Here is a 17,755-nt window from a genome sequence, read left to right as displayed (position 1 = left end):
AGTTATTGGGCTACTGGGGAAAACCCGCACTCTGCCAGGAAGGCCAGGAAGGCCCTTTGCCCTGTCTCATCCAGCTTAAAGACCCCGGCATCCTCCAGCACCCGGGCAAACTTGGCTCCCACCTCATCCTGAAGAATTGCCATCGCCTGGGAGTAATCCTGGGGACTGTACCGCTGCTGCAGTTCAGCAATCCAGGGCAGGTGTTGCTCCAGTCCGTGGTCTTCGGCCTCGGATAGAGAACGGTTGCCCAGCAGAATTTCCGCAATCTCCTGGAGTTCCCGCTGCAATCGGCCCGGCAATACCGCCAGTCCCATTACCTCGATGAGCCCGATATTCTCCTTCTTGATGTGGTGCAAATCCCCATGGGGGTGGAAAATTCCCAAGGGATGCTCATCGCTGGTGCGGTTGTTGCGTAAAACTAGGTCCAGCTCAAAGCGGCCATCCTCCCCTCGCCGTGCGATGGGAGTGATGGTATTGTGCCGCACCACCTGTTGATCTTCACCTTGACTGGTGGCCAAAATCTCCACCTCGGGATCGGAATATCCCCTCCAGGCCTCCAGCACCTGTGTCGCCAAAGGAATCAGCGCCTCCCCATCTGCACAGCGCAGTCTCAGAGTTGACAATGGCCAGTGCAAGATGGCAGCCTCAACCTCCGGCCATTCTCGGTGCCTCAAGACAGTGCGCACCGCCGCCCTTTCCATCGGGAACCGGTGAAAGCCGCCCTGGTAGTGATCGTGGCTGAGGATGGAGCCACCGACGATGGGCAAGTCGGCATTGGACCCGATGAAGTAGTGGGGTACCTGCCGGACAAAGGCGATGAGATTGGCAAAGGTCTCCCGATTGATCTCCATCGGGACGTGCTCTGCGTGGAGCACGATACAGTGCTGATGGTAGTACACATAGGGTGAGTATTGGAAATACCACTGCTTCCCGTTCAAGGTCAGAGGCAAAATGCGATGGTTTTGTCTAGCCGGGTGATTAATCCGCCCGGGATAGCCTACGTTTTCCCGACACAGAGCACAGGCGGGATACCCACTTTGGGGGGCATTACGGGCAGCAGCAATCTCCCGGGGATCCTTTTCGGGTTTTGACAGATTGATGGTAATCTCCAGCTCGCCATACTCCGTCTGGCTTGTCCAGATTACATTCTTGGCGATCCGCCCTTGGCGGATGTACAAGGTGTCCTGGCTGAACTGGTAAAAGCGATCCAAGGCTTCTGCCACACCGTAGGTGGTTTTGTCCCGTTGAAACTGTTCAATCACCTGGGAGGAACGGGGAGTTAACAACCCCATCAGCTTGGTGTCAAAGAGATCCCGATGGGTGGTGGTATCCTCGATGAAACCCTCCTGCACGGCATAGTCCACGAGCTTAGCTACGGCAGCCTCCGGGGTTGGGGGAACTTCGATCTGCGGATCGGGGGCAAGGACTGCGGCTGGCTCCGCCAGTCCCATCACCTCTAGCAGGGCGTTGCGGATCTCCACTAGGTCAACCGGCACGACCAAGCCCCGATCTAGCCCATAGGCTAAGAGTCTTTCCACTTCTTCCTTGGCAATTTCCTGAGTGATTGGGCCTGTCACTGAACTTCTACTCCCTTCCCTGGCACTTGCTTTTCCCATAAAAACACTTAAATCAACCGACCATCGGTGGTAAACTCCATGGCCTTTGGCTCTCCCACTATTTCGATCCTGGGATTCGCCTTAGCTTCCGGCAGCAAAGCAGTGGAAATCTCAATCGTCGACAGCTCCAAGGTATTCTTGATGCGCACTACCTTGGCCTCTTCCGGTTCCACGCCGTTACAGGTACGCAAGCCCACCACAATGGCCTGATGGTCCGTCTCCATAACCATAGGGATCTTAGCACCCCTTATTTCCGTAGAGGTGATGGAGTTGGCGTAGGTGTACTGGAAATTGATCCCTTCAAAGAGCCGCCGGGTAATAACATCGGCCATACCTAAACCGTTGGCATTGCCGTGGGTTTCCTCGGTGAGGTCCAGGACCACCACCTTCTGAATCCGGGGAGTATGATCCATCACATCCAAATGCCGAGGGATATAGCGTCCGGTGACGTTGGGATCCATCCCATCGCCGCTGATGTCCTTACCGATCTCCTCCACGATCAAAAGATCAAAGTCGTCGAAGAGAATCCGGGGCATGTTCTCCCGGGCAATGGTCAACAAACGGGCATCCTCTGCCTCAAAATCATTGGGATGCACTGCCTGCAGCAGCATCGTTTCATCGTAACCATTTTCCACGATGGCCAGCCCCGCCAGAATCGGCGCCTTCTCGAGGATTACTCGCCCGGCCGCGGGGATTAACTCGGCAAAGCGGGCGAATCCTTGGCGATGAATGACGGTGGCACCCTTGTGCTTTCCTAGACCAATCACCATCATCTTCATCAAGCCGCTCTCAACCTTGCCCCGAAAGGCAGTGTGGGGCTTCACTCGCCCGACCACAAATATGCCATCAGCTTCCATCGCGGGCTTGGAGACATAGACCTCTACACCATCGGGGGTATGGCCCACCAAAACAACATCCATTTCCGCGCGAATGGGTACACCCATGGTTTCCTCGGTCACACCGTAACTGGCCAAGACCTCCCGTTGACCCTCGGGATTGGCGCCTCCGTGACTGCCCATGGCTGGAACGATAAAGGGAGCAACACCCAGGGCCTTGAGGTTGTCGATGACGGCCTTGGTGATCCGGGCAATATTGCTGATCCCCCGGCTGCCCACGGTTACCGCCAACGATTGTCCCGCCTGAAACTGACCACGAATTTCCGGTTTGGCCAGTTCCGCGGCCACGGCAGCCTCGATATCATCGATTTTGTCAGCGACGAAACTCTGTCTAATTGTTACCATCTGGGGAAAATTGATGTCAAATCCACCTTCAATTATCGGCACAGCCCTTGCCTCCTTGTCTGATCAACCCAGGATGACATCGCAAGATGCCATCGCAAAGCAACGCCGGCAATACTACCATAAGCCCTGCAGGTACCTGCAGGGCTTCTTTTCCTTGACTTACCATGCTTTAAAGGATTACAAACTAAACTGCTTCTTCTCCATCATCGCAAAGACCTGGGCGGCGTCCTTGTCACCCCGGCCAGATACATTGACGATGATAATCTGATCCCGGTCACACTGGGCGGCTAGTTTCATCCCATGGGCTACGGCATGGGCACTTTCCAGAGCGGGGATAATTCCCTCCAGCCGGGAGAGATCCTTGAAAGCCTTTAGCGCCTCGTCATCGGTGATGGTGACATACTTGGCTCTTCCAGAGACCTTGTAGAAGCTGTGTTCCGGCCCCACTCCGGGATAGTCTAAACCTGCGGCTACGGAATGGGTGGGAATCGGCTCCCCGGAGGCATCGAGGGTGGCAAAGCATTTGAAACCATGGAGAATGCCCGGTTGACCATAGGTCAGGGGAGCGGCGTGTTCACCGGGGCCGCTGCCAACCCCTCCCGGCTCAACGCCGATCATAGCAACACTAGTATCGTCATAGAAGGGAGCAAATAGACCAATGGAGTTGCTCCCGCCGCCAACACAGGCCACTAGATAATCTGGAAGTCGGCCTTCTTTCTCTAGAATCTGGGCCCGAGCTTCCCGCCCGATAATCGACTGGAAGTGACGCACGATCAGGGGGAAGGGGTGAGGCCCAACGACGGAACCCAACATATAGTATGTAGTTTCATAGTTGGCGGTTAAATCCCGGAGGGCTTCATCGACGGCATCCTTCAAGGTTCTCGTTCCCGTGGTCACCGGGACCACCTTGGCTCCCAAAAGCTCCATCCGGAATACATTCAGAGCCTGGCGTTTAGTATCTTCCTCGCCCATATACACCGTGCAGTCCATCCCAAACATGGCGCAGGCCGTTGCCGGCGCCACCCCATGCTGACCGGCACCGGGCGCGGCGATCACCCGCTTGATTCCCATGCGCTTGGCCAGCAGGGCTTGACCGATGACATTGTTAATCTTATGGGCTCCGGTATGGTTGAGATCCTCTCGCTTGAGATAGATCTTGGCACCACCGACATGCTCTGTTAGCCCTTCGGCAAAATACAGCGGACTGGGACGACCAACATACTCCCGATTGTAGTAGTCTAATTCCGCCAAGAACTCTGGGTCATCCCGATAGCGAAGAAAGGCTTCCTCTAAGTGATCCAGGACCCGCTGCAGCTCCGGTGAAACATAACTGCCGCCAAACTCCCCGTAAAGCCCGTTAACCCCCAACTGGTCTCCCGATACAGAATTAGTCTTACCCTGGCTAATCACAGCTTTTTGCTCTTTGCTCATCTAGGCTCCTCCTCGCTGTTCTCAAACTCAGCTAAATCTCATTCATTACTTCCTGCAAACAGGCTAATACATAGCTAACATCTTCGGCACTGATTTGATAATGGGTGACAAATCTAATGGATTGCTCCGTTCTCGGAGACAACACAATTCCCCGTTGGGCTAGGCGCCGGCACACTTCCGGGGCGGAAATCAACTCGGGGTCGATGGTCGCAAAGACGATATTAGTCTGCACCCGGCTTAGATCCACGGTAAAGCCCGGCACCTGGGTTAAACCTTCAGCCAGGGCCCTGGCATTGGCATGGTCCTGATCCAACCGGGTAGTCATTTGCTCTAAGGCAATGATCCCAGCGGCCGCTAGAACCCCGGCATGGCGCATTCCTCCGCCCAATTGTTTGCGAAACTTCCGGGCCCGATTAATAAACTCTTGGCTGCCGGACAAAATTGATCCCACGGGAGCCGCCAGGCCCTTAGACAAACAAAACATCACCGAATCTACCTGGTCAGTAATATCCGTTACCGGCCTTTTTAGGTAAGTAGCGGCATTGAACACCCGGGCTCCGTCAAGGTGCACAGCCAAACCTGCGCTCCTGGCCACCGTCGCTACTTCCGCCAAGGTTTCCGGAGGGGTAACGGTACCTCCCGCCACATTGTGGGTATTTTCTAAACACAACAGGGCTTGATCGGGAAAGTGCAGTTCTCGATTTCGCAGGACGGACTGTACCAGCTCAGGGGTAACCACCCCATCGGGAGCGGAAATAGCCCTGGGGATCAGTCCCGCAATGGCTCCGATGCCCCCCACTTCATAGTTGTAAATGTGGCTGTTGGCCTCCAGGATCACTTCTTGGCCTGGGCGGGTATGGGACAGCAATGCCAACAGGTTACCCATGGTCCCTGAGGGGACAAACAAGGCAGCTTCCTTACCAACCTTCTCCGCGGCCAAGGCCTCTAACCGATTGATCGTCGGGTCTTCTCCATAGACGTCATCGCCAACGGGGGCTGCTGCCATCGCCTCCCGCATCTGGGGCGTTGGTTGTGTTACTGTATCACTGCGTAGGTCAATAACTTTGTCCATGCCATCACCTTCCATCCAGCGTATGGACAGATATTCCCCGCCGCCTAAGTCATCTCCTGCATCCTGTCCACCCACGGGACGCGAAGTCGTTGGTAACAGGAACTTACTGCCGGGAATTAGAGCAGCGGAAGGGTTAAGTCCACCACCACCGGTCGGTGATCGGAACCATCGGCATCCACTACCGCCACATCTTTGACGGTGATGTCAGCAGTAGTAAATACATAATCAATGCGGGCAGCCTTGGGGCCAATCAAGGTTGGTTCCAACCCTCGGCCAAGCAAGGCGGCAGAATCCCGTAAACCGGCCTCAAACATCGCCTTGACTTCTAGACTGGTGGAAGTGCTGTTAAAATCCCCGGCGACAATTACCGGCCCCTCCAATTCGGCGACGTAAGCCAACATCTTGGTCAGGTGGGTTAACCGGTGATCGTGCTCAAGCCCCAAGTGGGTAGAGATAAAGTGAAAGCTGCCAATGGGGCTGGTAATCTCACTGTGCAAAAAGGCACGGTTTTCCGTCAGTCCCGGGGCCTCGACAACTACGTTGTTGACATTTTGCAGAGGATACTTGCTTAAAATGGCGTTACCATAGTATCCGGGACCTCGTCCGAGGTTCAAAAGACTTCGCAAAGCTGGTCCATAGGCCACTTCCATATCCAGCAGTTCCGCTAAGACTTGAGCTTGATCCTCCCAGTCTGACCGAGGTGAAAAGTTGTTGTCTACTTCCTGGAGGGCGATGACATCGGGATCTAGTTCCCGCAGGATGGCGGCAATGCGCGCTAAATCTAAGATCCCATCTAAGCCCTCGCCGTGTCTGATGTTATAGGTTACTACTCGAATTTTCCACTGACGGGCTGCATCCATCTCCATTGAAATCACCTGTTTCTCAGCTACTGCCCCTGATGGTTCAACTAACTCATCCTCTGGGCTCCATTTTTCGTTACCCGATTGTGCTTCAAATCCTGGCAAGAGAACTCCTTCTACTTGTAGATAAAAAAAGCCCTGAACCAGCAAAATCACTGCCAGGGCTAAAACCCCCAGTCTAGATTGGCGCAAGTGCTACCCACCTCCCACGGGTTCAGCAGCAGAGGTTAGAAACAGGTGTGAGTAATCCCTTTAGGATTAAATTCTGGAGAAGCTCTGCTCACACCTCTTGGTAGACATTGCGCTGGCTTTGGTAAGTTCTTGCTCTAGACGGGGAAATCTACGTATTCACTTCCCAGGACTTCCACGTGGCTCTGTCCCCCAGTCAGCTCCTGCACCAGGGTCTCAAGGCCTCCCAGTCTCGCCGGGGGAACTAGGCCGGAAAAGGTGACCCTGTCGGTATAGGATACCGGTTCCAGGATCAGTTGATCATAGCCGTGCAGCTCGTTCTCCATTTTCCCACTGGTGGAGTAGTCCACGGTAATTTGGATGCGATTGTGCAAAACCTTGCGCACAACGCCCGCGGCTTCAATTCCCACCTTGGCGCCTCTACTGTAGGCCCGCACCAAACCGCTGGCCCCCAGGAGAGTACCCCCGAAGTACCGGGTGACGACAACAACGGTATTTTTCAAGCCCATTTGCTTCAACACTTCCAGGGTGGGAACTCCCGCGGTCCCGCTGGGCTCCCCATCGTCGCTGTAGCGCTGCCATTGGTCCTGTTCCCCGATTTGATAGGCCCAGACGTTATGGGTAGCGGTCTTGTGTTCGTCGGAGATCTTGGCGATAAATTCCATCGCCTCGGCCTCAGACTCCGCGGGGGCAGCGTGACCAATGAACTTCGAGCGTTTCACCACGATGAGGTCTGAGCCAGGGCCGGCGACACTCAAATATTCCGGTAACTGCATAACATCACCTCGAAGGTTGCTAAAAGTCAACGAATTTGCAGGACTGTTGGTCCCTAAATAGTAGTTCCTTGGTAGGGGAAAACCAGATTTAAAGGAGGCTTCTGGTCTTGAATAACAAAAGGCAAACCTGGAATCAACTGTATCAAGAAGCATTGCCGCAAAGTCTACAGGAAGTTCGCGATGTCCCAGGTATCATTTTAGGATTTCACTCAACCATCGACGGACTGAAGCGAATCACCGCTCCGATCCTCCAAGAAATCCTGACCAAGGATGAATCACTGCTGCAACAGGTGTTGGATCGGTTAGGGTCGGTACCCCCGGAAATTAACGGTCCCGTAGATCTCTTGGTGGCACTGATCGATTCGATGCAAAGGGGCAAAGCCCTGCAGCTGATGATCCGCAACCAAGAGACCGCCGATTGGACTATGGAGAATTTCGGTTATGATGAAATCCGGATGGGAGGCACTTCCGGCAACATGGCCAATTCCCTCTGCCCCCTCCCCTTTGATAAGATCCTGGTCTACGCCAATCCCTTAACCAGGGAGCAGGCAGAACTCTTCGCCGATGCACCTAATCTCAATGTACTTACTTCGGATCATCGCCTGGCCCACCCCCATCAGGCCTGGGAAAATGAGGGCATTTACGCGCTGCACTGGATCTTTGAGTATCAAGCCGGCGAAGAAATCGACCTGCCGGGATTGAAATTCACTACACCCAGGGCCAATCGCTTTATTGCTGCCTGGAATCCAATCAACAACAAGCTGCAGATCGACCCGAACTTCAAAGCCGGGCTGCAGGAGCACATCAATGAGTTTACCCATATGCTGGTCAGTGGGTTCCACATCCTCTCGGAAAGCTATCCCGATGGAACCACTTGGAAGGATTACCTGCTGCCGGTGGCAGACTACCTCAAGCAGGTGAAGCTGGAGAACCCCAACCTGAAGATGCACTACGAGTTTGCCTCCATTGCCAGCGGTCAGATCCGCAAGGGCATTGTGGATCACATCTTAACGGTGGTACACAGCCTAGGCCTAAACGAAGTAGAGCTTCTGGCCATTCTCAAGGACATTGGTGAAGAGGAACTTGCGGCTAACCTGGAAAAGGAGAATTCCATCGAAGCGGTTTTTGCCGGAGTCAATCGGCTGATGGAGATTACTGGAATTAAGCGGATTCAGCTCCATGATCTGGGCTACTACTTAACCCTAGTGGACTGCCGCTATTCCGATGGCGAGACCACCCTGCGGGGTTCCCTGCTTGCCGCCACCCTAGCAGCCAGCCGGGCTCTCCTGGGCAGGATCGGTACCGACGACGAAATCGCCCAGGGCCTCGATGTAGAGTTGTCCGCCGATGGCATGAGCAAACTGGAGCAACTGGCGACCAGTCTAGGTGCACCGGAGCTCGCGGAAAAAGGATACACCAAGGTTGGCGAACACTATGTGGTGATGACGCCTACGAAGGTGGTAGCCAGACCGGCCATTACCGTGGGGATGGGTGATATCATCTCATCCTCGGCCTTTATCATCGGTTCTGGCATCTAGAGGAAAGACAAATACCGATCGAAAAGCGGAGGGACTTCCCTCCGCTTGTGTTTTTGATCAATTGCTGTGTCTCGAAGCCTTGGCGCTTTCCTGGAGCTGCCTGATGGCCCACTGCAGTTTCCGTGGCAATTCTCCTTCAGAGTCCGGTCCAACGTCACCGAAGGTCTTCTCTTCCGGGAGAAGCTCTCCCGTGGGGATGGGATTGGGAGCAGCTTCACCCCAAGGGCCCTTGGTTAGGCTCTTATTTCTGTCTTCATCTTGAGTAAGACACTCACCTGGGCCCAGCTCACCTTCCTCCATCAACGCCGACTGCAAAACCGGCAGAACCTGGGGATCTCCGTACTCAACCAAAGCCTGGAGGATGGATATCCTCTGACTTGCCGGACGCAGGGTCTGAAAGAGGCCTACCAGGGTATTTAACACTTCTTCGCTGGGGCTGACACCGGACAATACCCTCGCTAGGATCACCTTGGCTTCGTCACTGTCCAGGGTCTCGATCCTTTTGACAATCCGGTTAACGGCCTTCTGTCCAATGAAGCGCAGGGCCCCGATGGCCTCCTCTAGCAGCGGTCCCTGAAGCCCACCCCACAGGATCGCATCGACCATGGAGTCGATCACTGCGTTGGTTGGGATGTGGCGCAGGATGCGAAGGCAATAAAGGGCTGCCCACCCATCGCCGGGAGCCTCTGGTCTTAGCATTCCAGGAGTCTCGATTACCGCTTGCAGCAGCGGTCGCACCGGTCGAAAATCGCTGGGCCTAACCCTTCTTTCGATGTCGAGATCCGGTGTTCCGGAAAAGATCAGGGTCAATAGATGATCTAACTCGTCGTTTTCCAATACTTCGCCATTGGTATAGTCCAGGGAACTGAAGGGGTATCGGCGGTTCCGAAAGGCCTTGAGATCGATGACAGCCGCGGATTGCTGGCTGCTCCACTTTTCCCGTTCTCTGGAGATCTCATCGAAGGGAAAGGAAAAGTGTGGGGCCGCGGCAAAATTGCCCACCAGACTCAAGATTCCTCGGACCCAGATCTGCAGCTGGCCCTTGAGAACGTAAAGCCAGGAGGGTCTAATTCGCCTTCCCCGAAGGGCCATCGCCCCTACCTGGGACACCAGGTGAAGGGCCTTCTCATAGGACCCATCGATTTCCTTCTGCGCCTTATACAACAACTCGTTGATGTTCTTGTTGGGGTTGTAGTCGTTGTTCATGTAGGCTGCGAACATGCGCCGATACAAGGGAAGCCGTTCCTTGATAATCCAGCCCCCGGTGTCCAGGTAACCGTCCACCATCATCCGCACATCGATGGGCATATCTGGAGCGGTCAATCGCCCTTCTGACTGATGAATCAAGGATTCCACTAGGTCAAAAATCGCTTCTGCTTCTTCCTCCGAGGCTAGACTGGCCCACATATAGGCCAAGGTAATCAATAACTCCACGGTACTGGCATACCCTGCTAGAATCAGTCCCCGGTCGTAAAAGAGCATGTTGTCACGTAGGTCGAGGCAGGTCTCAACGAAGCCATCAAAATCAACGACATACTCCAGCTCACGAAAAATATCCCAATGTCTGGCTCGCACCCTGCAGACCTCGCTTTCTACTTGAGACATCGATTATTACGTCTGTAACCAAAACTTACCTTTCCCCATTTCGCAAACGCAGATGCATAAGACCTGCCACAGTCTTGGCATCGGTAATCTCACCGGATCTGATCATCTGGTCTAGTTTATTCAGAGGAATCCACCTAACTTCAATATCCTCTGTATCATCCAAATTCTGCTCTCCCATAGTCAAATCCTCTGCCAGGTACAAGTGAATTACCTCGGTACTGTAGCCTGGAGCGATATGCAGCACCCCGAGCTTTTCCCAGCGGGCCGCTCGACAACCGGTCTCTTCCTCTAACTCCCGCACCGCACACTCATCGGGATCCTCGTTGAATTCCAGAGTCCCAGCGGGAATCTCCAGCATCTTGCGCCCAATCGCAGGCCTAGTTTGCCACACAAAGGCCATCCGATCACCGTCAATGGCCAAAATGGCCACAGCTCCGGAGTGGCGCACTATCTTGTAATCCTTTTCTATCCCATTGATACATACCCGCTGAGTGGTCATCTCCAGCATCCCGATCACCTCTTAATATATGTTTATAGATACAAAAAGGGGCCACTAAAGGCCCCGCTGCTTTTGTACTAAATCCAACTATTATTCCGGTTGAGCAGCATCGGTCGGACAGACGTCGGCACAAGCACCGCAATCAGTGCACAGATCGGCATCGATAACGTACTTGTCGTCGCCCTCGCTGATGGCTTCAACTGGACACTCGTCGGCGCAGACGCCGCAAGCGATACAGTCGTCGCTGATCACGTGAGCCATTACACGCACCTCCCTAATCCTCTATACAGGTCCAGCTAGACAGGTTCAGCTAGCTTTCAGACTAAACTAAACTATATCCGCTGCCTCCTATATGGTACTACCGAGCTTTGGGGTTGTCAATAAATTGCACCGCACCCATTTATTAGTGACTTCGCGGCTCTTTTCCTCCTAAAGGGCCAGCCCAGAGTTGCAAATCTGATCCAAGAAGGATCCTGGGGTTTTTTCGGGAAGATTTGCTACTAAGGTTACCCCGGGTGCTCCAAGCAGGGACCAACCCCAGCTCCAAGGAGTACTGTAGATGGGAAAGCCATGGGTTTATGATTCTACATGGAGGGAGGGTACCCGACTGCGCGGTGAAAGCAAGTGCAGCCGGTCTGAGGATATGGATACCAACAAGACCGATCTTCATGTCTACTCCATTGGTCATGTGATGGAGAAAACCGGGCTATCGGCCCGACAGATTCGCTACTATGATCAAGTGGGATTGATTTCCCCACAGCGAACCGCGGGAAATCAGCGGAGATTTTCCGACAGAGATATCCAACGTTTGCTGCTGATCAAAGACCTAATCCAGAAGAATCTCACCACGGAAGCTATCAAAGAAATTCTCGAAGGCGAAAACATCCAGGACGCCGACTACCACACGGAGGAACAAAGGGCCAAGGACCGATTAACCCCCAAGGAACTAACCAGCCTATACCCCGTCCTGGATTCGGCCACCTTGCAGCGAATTCTCCAGGAAAGACGCCTATCTCGAGAAGACAAATGATCTAATCAATCGCAAATTAGATGGATAAGGAGTGCAGTAATGCAATTATTAGTCAGGGATAGAGACTTCTACAAGACAGCTCTAATGATCGCTGTTCCGGTAGTAGCTCAATCGATCATTAATATTTCGGTGAACCTAGTAGATACCATCATGCTCGGCTCCCTGGGAGATGTCCAAATTGCCGGATCCTCCCTGGGTAATCAATTCTTTTTCATCTTTAACGTACTCTGTTTGGGAATGGGCGGCGGTGCCGCGGTGATGACTGGCCAATACTGGGGCATCGAAGACACCCAGTCCTTCCGCAAAACCCTGGCCCTGATGTGGCGGGTGTGTGTCTCCTTTGCCCTGTTATTTTCTCTCTTGGCCTTCACCTTTCCTAGGCAAATCCTTTCGATCTATACCAAGGACCCAGAGGTAATTGTCAGTGGGGCTAGGTATTTGCGCATCCTGGCCTTCGCTTTTCTCTTTCACGGACTCAACCTAACAACGATTATCGTCCTGCGCACCGCCAGAATTGTCCGGATTGGACTTCTGGCATCTCTGGTAGCCTTTCTTGTCAAGCTGTTCTTCAACTGGGTCCTGATCTTCGGGAATCTGGGAGCGCCTCGGTTGGAGATTGCAGGGGCGGCCATTACTACCGTGATCGCCCGCATCTGTGAGTTCTCCGTTACCTTCGGCTACCTGTTGTGGTTTGACGAAAGACTGAAGGTGAAAATTACCGACTTCTTCCGCCGGATCGATCTGCATATCGTGAAGCAGTTCATCCATATGGCTGTGCCGGTAATCGTCAGTGACGGATTGCTTACCTTGGGAAACAATGCCTTGGCGATGATCATGGGCCGGATGGGCACCGCGATGGTGGCTGCCCACGCCATCACCAATGTTACCATGCAGCTCAGCACTGTAGCTACTCAAGGACTGTCTAGTACTAGTTCGGTGATGACCTCCAACACCGTGGGCCGGGAGGAATATGACAAGGCCCAGGCCCAAGGGTATACCTTCTTAACCTTAAGCGTGTTTATTGGCATCTTCGCCGGAATCTTCATTCTGGTGACCAAACCCTTTGTGCTCAGCCTGTACAACGTAACCGCTGAGACCCGGGCGGTGGCCTCTCAGCTGTTGTCGGTCATGGCTCTGATCGTTCTTTTCCAATGCGTCCAATCGGTGATGACCAAAGGGGTACTCCGAGGGGGAGGAGACACCAAGTTCCTCATGCTGGCCGATGCCCTTTTCCTATGGGTGGCCTCTATCCCTCTAGGTTACCTAACAGGTCTTGTATGGAACATGCCCCCCTACATAGTCTATTTCTGTCTATATATAGACTTTGCGATTAAGTCCTTCTGGTGCATTTTCCGGCTCCGAAGCAGAAAATGGATCCGAAACGTGCGGCATATCGAACCGCAACGTACTACTGAAAGCCTAGCTTCTTAATACAGATCTTCTCAATGCTCCATCGGTAGTTGCTTCCAGTGCGGTACGGCTCGGGCAATATCTTGACAAGAGAGTCGATATCCGCACTCGAAGCAGCACCGCCAAGAGCATGAGAAGGAACTTACCCATATCGCCATACAGTATTGGAAGCCGATGCTTCCGAACACGACTACATCTTGAAAAACTTCAGTGCGGAACCATCGAGCAATTGGAATAGTACGAAGCTTTGCCGGCGGTACCCCCATGGCCCACGTGTCTCCTAACCGTATAACCGACTCCACCGAAAAGTTCCAAATGGGACCATGTCATCATAGCGATCTCGAATCTATGGGACGACCATACGAGGAGTTCTACGACTTCTACAAGCTTGCCCAACATTCGACAACAACGAAAGATAACAACTCATCCAATACACAGCCAACAAGAAAGAGACCCGACAGTCTACCAGGTCTCTGTCCGCACTCCCGATTTGAACCGAATTCGGTGATCGAATTAACCGAAATACACGTTTTTTCTACTGGACGTATCTAGATATATCCCCTACGTCCGCACGTGCCTCTTCGATAAGACCATCTTTTTCGCCGCAACGTTGATTGCCGGCACTTATCCAATGTTCCCGGTGCGAAAGTACCTATGTAGCAGAACGAATCTTCACCCGGGTATCTCCTAGTCCCATATCCAGGATCGTTAAGAAATATTGCTGCAGCTTCTTCTTGCGCTCACTAAAGAAGCGCTCTGTTGGGACTTCGCGCTCACCCAGCTCTTGCAGCATCTCACCTAACTCTTTGACCAACCAGTGGTCACCCAACCCCACTTCCTGATATGCCTTGAACGACTCTTTAGCCGGCTTATTTCCCAGTCGACTGTTACTCGGTCTGTCCAGGAGCATGAAGTTTCCGAGTTCATTTACGTACTGTTTCCTCTGTCTTGAATCAGTATCTTTCGGATGGAAGTACTCATCACGTTTGGATTCATCTATGTTTTCTGGCTCAAAGTGATCTAGTTCAAGCGTTTTCACTTTCGTAAAGAGAGGTTGACTGTTTGCATAGTGAAGATGATTATCTCGCTTGTCGGTACGAAGCAATCTCATGAAGAGTAGTTTTATCTTGAAATTCTGATCCTGGTTCCTATCTTTCATCCATTGGTCGGTCCAATCAGTAAATTCCTTTTCAGCCTTCCTAAATTCGTCTCTGGTCAAACTAAAGCAATATAACTCTGGTCTTCCGTAATGTGCATCCTTAATGATCCTCTTTGCTGCCTCCCTAGGTAGCTTGAAGTCCTTAGACATGATTGCTAGCCTTGAAAGATCATGGGCACAACTATGTATGTACATGAACCTATTATCAGTATGGTCACTATCCTTTTTGAGCTCCTTCAAGAACCTCTCAAACTCTGTCATATCGAACTCTTCATAACACTGACTCGAGAAACTGTGGAGCACTACGTTTACAAGAGCACACATGACTCCATCTAGATTAAGGGCATTCAGTAGATGGAAGGTCTTATACGTAATGGAAGCATCCAAAGCGTTGTCGGCCTCAATCGCCGGCTGGTACTTTTTCCGAAACGGAAGCTCATATACACTCAATAATGTCTTGATAGCCTCAAAACATCGAAACTCATATCGAATATCTTCGAATCTATACGGTCGTTCAGGAAGCGAGTATCGCTCATCCAAATATTCTTTGATTGCCCTACAGTTCCGGCTGTGCAATACAAGAAGGACTCACCAATACCTAGCCGAAGTTAGCAATTGACTGACACATCCCACCCACTGATAGTCACTGGCTAGGTCTGCTTAATTCTCAAAATCGGGAGGGCTATGAGATGGAATCTGCAGGGGTAATAAACAGCGACATTACCATTATCGGCGCGGGGCCCGGTGGCTACGTAGCCGCCATCCAGGGTGCTAAACTGGGAGCAAAGGTAGTCTTAATTGAGAAGGACAAAGTGGGTGGAACCTGTCTCAATCGGGGCTGTATCCCTACTAAAGCTTTGGTTCGCTCAGCAGAAGTGTATGAAAGCCTGAAAAACGCCAAGGATTTTGGCTGCATCGCCCAGGATGTAGGAGTGGATATGGCCGCGGTTATTGACCGCAAGGACCAAATTGTCGGTCAGTTAGTAAGGGGCATCGAACACTTACTGAAGAAGAACCAAGTTACTCTGCTTACCGGAACTGCTCAACTTCAAGATGCCCATACTGTCATCGTAGATGATGGTGGTGGTACTAAGACAACGGTTCAATCAAAAAACATCATCATTGCCACCGGCTCTAATCCCATCCGATTGCCGATTCCCGGCAGCGATCTGCCTCAGGTGATGGATTCCACCGAGGCTTTGGAAACCAAGGAGCTGCCTAAGTCCCTGGCGATTATCGGCGGTGGAATCATCGGGATGGAGTTTGCCTTTATCTACGCCAGTTTCGGGGTGGAAGTCAGTGTCATCGAGTTCCTCGACGATATCCTCTCCATGCTAGACACCGACCTTCGCCGCCAAATCGCCCTCAGTGCCCGCCGGGCGGGAATCAAGCTCTACACCGGAGCGAGGGCTGAAGCCATCGAGGAGGCGGAAGATGGAGGCTGTGTTCTTTCCTTTACCCACAAGGGGGAAGTTAAGTCCCTCAGTGTCGACCGAGTACTGGTTGCCGTTGGACGTCGACCAAACCTTGGTGGCCTGGAGCTTAAGCGGATCGGCATTGAGCTCAACGACTCCCGTCGGGGAATCAAGGTCAATAACCGGATGCAGACCAATATTCCCCACATCTATGCTGTTGGGGATGTAACGGACAGGATACAGCTGGCCCATGTGGCTTCCCAACAGGGTATCGTCGCGGTGGAGAATATCGTGGGTAATGACGTTGTGATGGACTACAGCGCGGTTCCCAATGCGCTCTTTACTCAACCAGAGATTGCCACCGTGGGCCTTTCGGAAGCAGAGGCCAAGGCCCAGGGAATTGATTACCAGGTAGGCACCTTCCCCTTTGCCGCCAACGGCAAGGCCCTGACCTATGGAACCAACCGCGGTATGGTCAAGGTTATTACTGAGAAATCCTCGGGCAAGATTATAGGTGCAGGGATCATTGGGCCTCAAGCGACGGAGCTAATCGCCGAGCTAACCTTGGCGGTAAAGCAGGGTCTGACAGCTGCCGACATCGCAGCTACTATTCACGCTCACCCGACCGTGGCTGAGGCGGTGCATGAAGCATCCCTAGCCACCAAAGGTCTGGCGATTCATATTTGAGTAATTTGGTGTAGCATTGAACAAAGGTAGGAACCCGTTGAGGTTTCCTACCTTTATTCTTGTCTGGTACTTTTCTAGCTCTCTTGTCGGGGTTTTTCTAGCGCACTAACCCCGCTACCGTCTCAGCGTCTAACCGCTTTACTACCTCAGTAATCAAGTTAACGGTGGCATCATAGTCATCGCGGTGAATGATGCCGGTGTGGGTGTGGATGTATCGGGTGGGAACGGCGAGGCACACACTGGGAACTCCGGCCTTGTTGAGGTGTACCGCTCCAGCATCGGTACCGCCGCCCATCAGTGTGGCATATTGCAGGGGAATACCTGCAGACTTAGCCGTCTCTATTACCAAGGAACGCAGTCCCCGATGGGCCACCAAGGAGGCATCGGCCACCAGCAGAATCGGGCCCTTGCCCAGCTTGGGCGGAGCGTCCTCTTCCCTCACTCCCGGCATATCCCCGGCAATGCCTACTTCCACCGCGATACAGACATCGGGATCAATTTTGCTGGCCGAGGTGCGGGCTCCCCTAAGCCCCACTTCCTCCTGCACGGTACCAACCCCATAAACGGTGTTAGGATGATCGACACCCTGAAGGTTATTGATCACATCGATGAAAATCCCGCAGCCAATCCGGTTATCCCAGGCCTTGGCCATCAGGTACTTCTCGTTTTTCATTACCTGGAAGCTGCTGTCGGGAACGATGGGATCGCCAACCCGAATGCCAAAGACCTCCTCGGCTTCCTTCCGATCGGCGGCTCCCACGTCAATGAACATATCCTTTTTCTCGACTACTTTGTTCCGATCCTCTGGGGCGAGAATATGGGGAGGCTTAGAACCGATGACTCCAGGAACATCGCCGTTATCGGTACGAACAATTACCCGGTGACCCAAAAGGACCTGGTCCCACCAGCCTCCTAGGGGCACGAACTTGAGGTAACCTTCCTCGGTGATGAAACTGACCATGAACCCAATTTCATCCATGTGACCCGGCAGCATGATCCTGGGACCAGAACTGGTTCCCTCCTTCTTGGCGATGATGCTGCCGAGATTGTCCTGATCTAGTTCTGCCTTGCCCTCAAGATACCGGGCGATTACTTCCTTGACCTCATATTCAAAGCCAGGGACTCCCTTTACTTCCGTTAAATCCTTTAACATCTCTAAGCGTGGATCCATGTTTGTTTCCGTCCTCCTTGTGGAATCAATGCTTCCCGAGTAAGTTCAGGAGCAGG

At 52.9% G+C, this 17,755-nt stretch carries 15 protein-coding genes; 4 read left to right on the top strand and 11 right to left on the bottom strand.

Annotation, left to right across the window (positions count from 1 at the left end; translation table 11 throughout):
• Positions 1-2: 2 nt before the first annotated feature.
• The 6 genes from GX030_04400 to GX030_04375 all read right to left on the bottom strand — a co-directional run bounded on the left by GX030_04400 (position 3) and on the right by GX030_04375 (position 7,185).
• A complete protein-coding gene (locus tag GX030_04400) occupies positions 3-1,616 on the bottom strand; it encodes a UDP-glucose--hexose-1-phosphate uridylyltransferase (protein NLV91621.1) in 1,614 nt (537 codons plus the stop codon).
• Between the two features lie 8 nt (positions 1,617-1,624).
• Positions 1,625-2,857 carry a DUF2088 domain-containing protein gene (locus tag GX030_04395; GenBank protein ID NLV91620.1) on the bottom strand — a complete coding sequence of 411 codons (1,233 nt, stop codon included), beginning with the start codon at positions 2,855-2,857 and terminating at the stop codon, positions 1,625-1,627.
• Positions 2,858-3,034: 177 nt separating this feature from the next.
• Positions 3,035-4,288, bottom strand: a complete 1,254-nt coding sequence (gene trpB / locus GX030_04390) for a tryptophan synthase subunit beta (GenBank protein ID NLV91619.1) — start codon at positions 4,286-4,288, stop codon at positions 3,035-3,037.
• Positions 4,289-4,319: 31 nt separating this feature from the next.
• The gene (gene ltaE / locus GX030_04385; GenBank protein NLV91618.1) at positions 4,320-5,360 is read right to left on the bottom strand and encodes a low-specificity L-threonine aldolase; all 1,041 of its coding nucleotides are present in this window, start codon (positions 5,358-5,360) and stop codon (positions 4,320-4,322) included.
• A gap of 116 nt (positions 5,361-5,476) precedes the next feature.
• Positions 5,477-6,412, bottom strand: coding sequence for a hypothetical protein (locus GX030_04380; protein NLV91617.1), 936 nt, complete (start codon positions 6,410-6,412; stop codon positions 5,477-5,479).
• A gap of 134 nt (positions 6,413-6,546) precedes the next feature.
• Positions 6,547-7,185, bottom strand: a complete 639-nt coding sequence (locus tag GX030_04375) for a YigZ family protein (protein ID NLV91616.1) — start codon at positions 7,183-7,185, stop codon at positions 6,547-6,549.
• Between the two features lie 107 nt (positions 7,186-7,292).
• On the opposite strand from GX030_04375, the gene GX030_04370 reads away from it, so the two are divergent.
• Positions 7,293-8,723 (top strand): hypothetical protein, encoded by a 1,431-nt coding sequence (locus tag GX030_04370; GenBank protein NLV91615.1) that lies wholly within the window; start codon positions 7,293-7,295, stop codon positions 8,721-8,723.
• 57 nt (positions 8,724-8,780) lie between these two features.
• On the opposite strand, the gene GX030_04365 is transcribed toward GX030_04370, so the two are convergent.
• From GX030_04365 to GX030_04355, 3 genes are all read right to left on the bottom strand, one after another.
• Positions 8,781-10,298: a DUF2150 family protein gene (locus tag GX030_04365; protein NLV91614.1), complete on the bottom strand. Its 1,518-nt coding sequence runs from the start codon at positions 10,296-10,298 to the stop codon at positions 8,781-8,783.
• 55 nt (positions 10,299-10,353) lie between these two features.
• On the bottom strand, positions 10,354-10,836 hold the full coding sequence (locus GX030_04360) for an NUDIX hydrolase (GenBank protein NLV91613.1): 483 nt from the start codon (positions 10,834-10,836) through the stop codon (positions 10,354-10,356).
• Positions 10,837-10,917: 81 nt separating this feature from the next.
• A complete protein-coding gene (locus GX030_04355) occupies positions 10,918-11,088 on the bottom strand; it encodes a 4Fe-4S binding protein (GenBank protein NLV91612.1) in 171 nt (56 codons plus the stop codon).
• 298 nt (positions 11,089-11,386) lie between these two features.
• Between GX030_04355 and GX030_04350 the strand changes: the two genes are divergently transcribed.
• Positions 11,387-11,857, top strand: coding sequence for a MerR family transcriptional regulator (locus GX030_04350; protein ID NLV91611.1), 471 nt, complete (start codon positions 11,387-11,389; stop codon positions 11,855-11,857).
• A 39-nt stretch (positions 11,858-11,896) separates the two neighbouring features.
• Positions 11,897-13,288, top strand: a complete 1,392-nt coding sequence (locus GX030_04345; protein NLV91610.1) for an MATE family efflux transporter — start codon at positions 11,897-11,899, stop codon at positions 13,286-13,288.
• A gap of 631 nt (positions 13,289-13,919) precedes the next feature.
• Here GX030_04345 and GX030_04340 read toward each other — a convergent pair.
• Positions 13,920-14,687, bottom strand: a complete 768-nt coding sequence (locus GX030_04340; GenBank protein ID NLV91609.1) for an HNH endonuclease — start codon at positions 14,685-14,687, stop codon at positions 13,920-13,922.
• A 428-nt stretch (positions 14,688-15,115) separates the two neighbouring features.
• On the opposite strand from GX030_04340, the gene lpdA reads away from it, so the two are divergent.
• Complete coding sequence (gene lpdA / locus GX030_04335) at positions 15,116-16,528, top strand: dihydrolipoyl dehydrogenase (protein NLV91608.1); 1,413 nt, start codon at positions 15,116-15,118, stop codon at positions 16,526-16,528.
• Positions 16,529-16,625: 97 nt separating this feature from the next.
• On the opposite strand, the gene GX030_04330 is transcribed toward lpdA, so the two are convergent.
• The gene (locus GX030_04330; protein NLV91607.1) at positions 16,626-17,699 is read right to left on the bottom strand and encodes a M42 family metallopeptidase; all 1,074 of its coding nucleotides are present in this window, start codon (positions 17,697-17,699) and stop codon (positions 16,626-16,628) included.
• Positions 17,700-17,755 lie beyond the last annotated feature (56 nt).

It is taken from the genome of Bacillota bacterium (assembly GCA_012727955.1).
Classification (GTDB): Bacteria; Bacillota; Limnochordia; order DTU087; family JAAYGB01; genus JAAYGB01.
This window is presented reverse-complemented; position numbering and strand designations above follow the sequence as displayed.

Coding starts and splice junctions, on each gene's coding strand:
- GX030_04340 (NLV91609.1), bottom strand. CDS start 14,687: ATGACAGAGTTTGAGAGGTTCTTGAAGGAGCTCAAAAAGGATAGTGAC.
- lpdA (NLV91608.1), top strand. CDS start 15,116: ATGGAATCTGCAGGGGTAATAAACAGCGACATTACCATTATCGGCGCG.
- GX030_04350 (NLV91611.1), top strand. CDS start 11,387: ATGGGAAAGCCATGGGTTTATGATTCTACATGGAGGGAGGGTACCCGA.
- GX030_04375 (NLV91616.1), bottom strand. CDS start 7,185: ATGCAGTTACCGGAATATTTGAGTGTCGCCGGCCCTGGCTCAGACCTC.
- GX030_04330 (NLV91607.1), bottom strand. CDS start 17,699: ATGGATCCACGCTTAGAGATGTTAAAGGATTTAACGGAAGTAAAGGGA.
- GX030_04395 (NLV91620.1), bottom strand. CDS start 2,857: ATGGTAACAATTAGACAGAGTTTCGTCGCTGACAAAATCGATGATATC.
- ltaE (NLV91618.1), bottom strand. CDS start 5,360: ATGGACAAAGTTATTGACCTACGCAGTGATACAGTAACACAACCAACG.
- GX030_04345 (NLV91610.1), top strand. CDS start 11,897: ATGCAATTATTAGTCAGGGATAGAGACTTCTACAAGACAGCTCTAATG.
- GX030_04360 (NLV91613.1), bottom strand. CDS start 10,836: ATGCTGGAGATGACCACTCAGCGGGTATGTATCAATGGGATAGAAAAG.
- GX030_04355 (NLV91612.1), bottom strand. CDS start 11,088: ATGGCTCACGTGATCAGCGACGACTGTATCGCTTGCGGCGTCTGCGCC.
- trpB (NLV91619.1), bottom strand. CDS start 4,288: ATGAGCAAAGAGCAAAAAGCTGTGATTAGCCAGGGTAAGACTAATTCT.
- GX030_04400 (NLV91621.1), bottom strand. CDS start 1,616: ATGGGAAAAGCAAGTGCCAGGGAAGGGAGTAGAAGTTCAGTGACAGGC.